The 3,148-nt window shown below is 72.8% G+C and carries 2 protein-coding genes and 1 pseudogene; all 3 read right to left on the bottom strand.

Annotated features, from left to right (window positions below; translation table 11 throughout):
* Positions 1 to 173 precede the first annotated feature (173 nt).
* A complete protein-coding gene (locus tag G3I40_RS30170) occupies positions 174 to 818 on the bottom strand; it encodes a DUF4230 domain-containing protein (RefSeq protein WP_164305801.1) in 645 nt (214 codons plus the stop codon).
* Positions 819 to 866: 48 nt separating this feature from the next.
* On the bottom strand, positions 867 to 2,798 hold the full coding sequence (gene otr(A), locus G3I40_RS47455) for a tetracycline resistance ribosomal protection protein Otr(A) (protein ID WP_164305799.1): 1,932 nt from the start codon (positions 2,796 to 2,798) through the stop codon (positions 867 to 869).
* Between the two features lie 133 nt (positions 2,799 to 2,931).
* Positions 2,932 to 3,148 (bottom strand): annotated as a pseudogene (locus G3I40_RS30155) (protein phosphatase); the annotation flags it as partial.

The raw sequence follows: 3,148 nt of genomic DNA, 5'->3' as shown, positions 1-3,148 counted from the left end.
GCTGGCTGGCGCCCGGCGGACACCTCTTCGTGGAGACGAGCGAGCACCAGGCCGCGGCCGCGAGGTCGGCCGTCCGCGCGGCCGGCCTGCGGGCGCAGGTGGTGCGGGACGACGACCTCTACGCGACGGTGATCATCGCGACGATGCCCCGCACCTCCTGAAGGAGGCGGCACTCACGTCCCGTAGGACACCCGCACGTCCTTGAACCCCAGTGAGTGCAGCAGTCCCTTCAGCATGTCGGTCGTGTTGCGCTCGGCGCGGCCGGTCAGGCCACTGCTCTTCGCGGCGTCCCCGATGTGCCGGGTGGCGAGCTTGCGTACGGCCCGCTCGTCGTTCGGGTTGTCCGAGAACAGGTCGCCGAGCCGGTCGAGCAGACCCCGCTGCTTCGACACGGCGTAGGAGCGGTCCGCGTCGAGGGCGGGAGTCGCGAGCCGTGCGTGCGGCAGCTTCAGCGTCGCCGACGTCCGGTCGTCGTTCACCCGTACGTCCCCGTCGTCGACCTTCCCGAGGTCCACGTACGCGTCGACGCTTCCGGCCCCGACGTACAAGGTCCTCGTGCCCCGCAGCGCGTCCGGGAGGTACTTGGTGTCCTTCTCCAGGTCCACCACGACCTGGAAGTTCCCGGACGCTGCGTCGTAACGGCTCAGGTCCCGCACGGACTTGAGCAGCGCGGGTCCCGACCGGTCGTGCGTCTCGGTGCCGAACACGTCGTCAAGCTGGTGGAACAGGCGCAGTCCGGTGAAGACCAGCACCAGCACCACGACGACCGCAACCACGGCCTTCGCCCAGCGGGTCAGTGGTAGAGCCCTCGGCATCATGGCGGAAACCTCCTTCCTCAGGAGGTCGAGTGCCACCGTATCCGTTGATCACGCCCCCGGCGGCCGTCCGGTCCCGCGCACCGGGCGGTCGCCCGCCACCCGCGACCACCACACTCCCTCCCCGCGCGTGAGTACCGGAAGGGCCAGTTCCATCTCCCGCACCCTGCGCGCGGTCAGCTCCCCGCAGATCAGCCAGGACTCCCTTCCACCCGTCGTCTCGCCGAACTCGGCGCCCAGGGCGGCAAGTTCGGCGGTCACGGGGGCGAGGGCGTCCAGCGGAACCTCGGCCTCGAAGGAGTGCACCGGCTCGAAGACGCGCGTCCCCGCCCGCTCCACGGCCTGCCGTGTCATGAGCGCGGTCACGGTACGAAAGTCCCCGGCGACGCTCACCGGGGAGTCGAACCCGGAGCGGATCAACGTCACATGACAGTCCGTCACGGGCCAGCCGTGCGGCCCTCCTTGCGCGAGGGTGGCCCGCACCGTGTCCGCGATCGCCTGGTGGAACGCCCGGGGGAGCGCGCCCAGTTCGGTCTCGTACGAGAAGACGCGCCCGCAGCCGGGCGGTCCCGGCTCGACCCGCAGGCCGACGGTCGCGGGCAGCCCGGTCGTGCTGCGTCGCCCCATCTCCTCGATGGCCTCACCCGTGCCCGCGAGCCGCTCGACGCAGCGGATCCGGCTCGGCTCGAACCGTGCCTCGATGCCGTACTCCTGCGTGAGCGTGGCCCCGAGGACCTCCTTCTGCACCTCCCCGTACAGCAGCAGCGCCGTGCTGCCGTCGGGTTCCGCGCGGGCGTGGAGCAGTGGGTCCTGGTCGGCCAGTTCGAGCAGGGCCGACCGCAGCGCGGCGCCCTGCCCGGAGCGCACCGCGCGGGCCAGCGTCTCCAGCGTCGGCGGGGCGAAGCGCGCGTGTCCGCCCGAAAGTTCACCGAGCCGGTCGCCGACCCGGAGCCCGACCGTGGCGCGCACCTGCGCGATCTGCCCGGGCCCGGCCACGGGGTCCGCCGGGTCCGTGGCGGCGACGACCCGGATCCCGGTGAGCCGGCCGGCGATCCGTTCCGTGCCGCCCTCGGTGTCGCGGCGCAGGAACGTCACCTTCTGCCGGGCCCGCACCTCGCCCTCGTACAGGCGCAGATAACCGATCCGCTCCCCGACGGGGCCGCGCCGCACCGCGAACACCGTGCCCGACGGCCGCGCCGACGCCGCCCCGCCCTTGGTGGGGACGGGGAGGAACGCCCTGACGGCATCGACGAGTTGGGGCACTCCCTGGCCGCCGAGGGCGGAGCCGAACAGGACCGGGTGGAGCAGCCCGTCACCGGTTCGTGCCGCCAGCGAGGCCCGCACCGCCTCGGCGTCCGGCGGCGGCCCGTCGACCAGCGCGGCGAGGATCGTGTCGTCCACCTCGGCCAGCGTCCGGGCGGCGGCGTCCCGCACGGCCGGGTCGTCGAGACGGCGGGCGGTCACGGCGGCGTGCGGCGTTCCGGCGTCGCGGACGTCCGCCAGCGGCACGACGTGCGGGGTGAGGCGACGGCGGATGTCGTCGAGCAGCGGGGCGACGCGCGCGCCCGCCCGGTCGATCTTGTTGACGAACACGAGCGTGGGCAGCCCGAGGCGCCGCAGCGTCTTGAGCAGCACGCGCGTCTGCGCCTGCACACCCTCCACGGCAGAGATCAGCAGGACGGCCCCGTCGAGCACGTCGAGGGCGCGTTCGACCTCGGCGATGAAGTCGCTGTGGCCCGGGGTGTCGATGAGGTTGATCTGGGTGTCGCCGACGGTGAACGCGGCCACGGCCGAGCGGATCGTGATGCCGCGCTGCCGCTCGATCGCGCCGGTGTCGGTGCGGGTGTCACCGCCGTCGACGCTGCCGAGCCGGTCGATGGCGCCCGTGTCGAACAGGAGCCGCTCGGTGAGGCTGGTCTTACCGGCGTCGACGTGGGCGAGAATGCCGATGTTCAGGGTCGTGCGTACCTGCGGGGTCTGCATGGAAGGTCGAGTCCTCGAGAATCGTCCGGCGGGGTCGCTGAACTGCTTCGAGGAATCGGCGCATTCGGGTCTCCTGAACAGGTGTGGGCACTGGCCCGCCTATGGTGCGCAGCGCGTCACCGTCAGGCGCAACTCATTTTCCCTGGCCGGTGAACTGGCGTACGTACCGCTTCTGCCAGGGCGTCTCCACCGCGCGCCGGTCGTAGTGCGTGCGCACATAGGCGACGGCCTCGGCGGCCGGCACCCCGTCCAGGACCGCCAGACAGGCGAGCGCCGTCCCGGTACGGCCCCGGCCGCCCGCGCAGGCCAGTTCCACCCGCTCGCCGGCGGACCGCAGCCAGGCGTCCCGC

It is taken from the genome of Streptomyces sp. SID14478 (assembly GCF_010548525.1).
In the GTDB taxonomy this organism is placed as follows: Bacteria; Actinomycetota; Actinomycetes; order Streptomycetales; family Streptomycetaceae; genus Streptomyces.
This window is presented reverse-complemented; position numbering and strand designations above follow the sequence as displayed.

Bases quoted from the DNA above. Each gene is read 5' to 3' on its own strand.
- G3I40_RS30170 (WP_164305801.1), bottom strand. From the start codon at position 818: ATGATGCCGAGGGCTCTACCACTGACCCGCTGGGCGAAGGCCGTGGTT.